The organism is Streptococcus sp. DD11, from assembly GCF_001578865.1.
Classification (GTDB): domain Bacteria; phylum Bacillota; class Bacilli; order Lactobacillales; family Streptococcaceae; genus Streptococcus; species Streptococcus panodentis.
In genome coordinates this window covers 1-1,376 of the sequence record NZ_KQ969397.1, presented here as the reverse complement: position 1 = coordinate 1,376, position 1,376 = coordinate 1, and the positions used below count along the sequence as shown (strand labels likewise).

Here is a 1,376-nt window from a genome sequence, read left to right as displayed (position 1 = left end):
CTATCCCTTGCCCTGCAAAATTACGGCATCAAGAATGTTGATTTTGCTACCGTTTGGGGCCAGCAGCATACAGAAGCAGAAGTGACTGGCGATTCAACAACGAACTTTATCGAATGGGTAAACAGCAGCCTAAAATAAAGTTCTTGATTTTTCCTTGATTCCGTGTTAGACTAATATTCGTGCGATGAGTCGATATGCAGTTTATCTGCAAATTGAAGCATGGGAGGTCATAACGCAGGAGCGGACCTTGATGAGTTGTGTGAACCGGCTCGTCACACGAAAGTGCCCTTATCCCCAGTCTACGGATTGGGGATTTTCTATTGCTCTTGACGAAACAAGCCCCTAGGGCGAGGTTGAGTCATAGAGCAATGGATGCAGTTTTGTCCGTGAGGACAAAAGCTGTAAGCCAAACAAGTTCTCTTAGTGAGGCAAGACCAATGGTCGAAGGTGAACTTAGAGACATGGATACTGAGACGGTTGGCGTCGTGAGTGCTATTGCTCTTGACGAAACAAGCCCCTAGGGCGAGGTTGAGTCATAGAGCAATGGATGCAGTTTTGTCCGTGAGGACAAAAGCTGTAAACCAAACAAGTTCTCTTAGTGAGGCAAGACCAATGGTCGAAGGTGAGCTTAGAGACATGGATACTGAGACGAGCAGCGTCGTAGTGCTGTTGCTCTTGACGAGTCAAATCCGCAGCATGCAGACGAGTTTAGAGATATTGATGCAGGCAGAGTGAAAGCTGGGTCTGCGTTTATTTGAAGACTTTGATACGGCAGATAAGAGACTGCCGGAAAGCGCCGAATATCGGCAGAGAGTTTCCAGCTGTAAAGTGCTGCAGCTGCTTTAGAAAGAGTTGCAATTTTCAGCAAAAATGGTATAATAGCAAAAATATAAAATTCTTTAAAAATCGCGAGGTAAGCTATGGGATATACAGTTGCCGTGGTCGGTGCTACTGGTGCCGTTGGCGCTCAGATGATAAAAATGCTGGAAGAATCATCTCTTCCGATTGATAAGGTCCGCTATCTGGCGTCTGCCCGTTCTGCAGGCAAGGTTTTGCCTTTTAGAGGTCAGGACATTGCTATTGAGGAGACGACAGAAGATGCTTTTGCAGGCGTTGATATTGCCCTCTTCTCAGCCGGCGGCTCAACCTCAGCTAAATATGCTCCTTATGCGGTCAAAGCAGGAGCAGTGGTAGTGGACAATACCTCTTATTTCCGCCAAGACAGCCAGACTCCCTTGGTTGTTCCTGAAGTCAATGCGCATGCGCTGGATCGCCACAAGGGGATTATCTCCTGTCCAAACTGCTCTACTATCCAAATGATGCTGCCGCTGAAGGCTATCGCAGATAAGTGGGGAGTTGAGCGCGTGATTGTATCG

General features: G+C 47.3%; 2 protein-coding genes. Both read left to right on the top strand.

What is annotated here, in order from left to right; all coding sequences use genetic code 11:
* Positions 1-543: 543 nt before the first annotated feature.
* Positions 544-735, top strand: a complete 192-nt coding sequence (locus STRDD11_RS14705; RefSeq protein ID WP_241209437.1) for a shikimate dehydrogenase — start codon at positions 544-546, stop codon at positions 733-735.
* 185 nt (positions 736-920) lie between these two features.
* On the top strand, positions 921-1,376 hold a 456-nt coding region (locus STRDD11_RS11005; protein WP_128837348.1), incomplete at its 3' end, for an aspartate-semialdehyde dehydrogenase.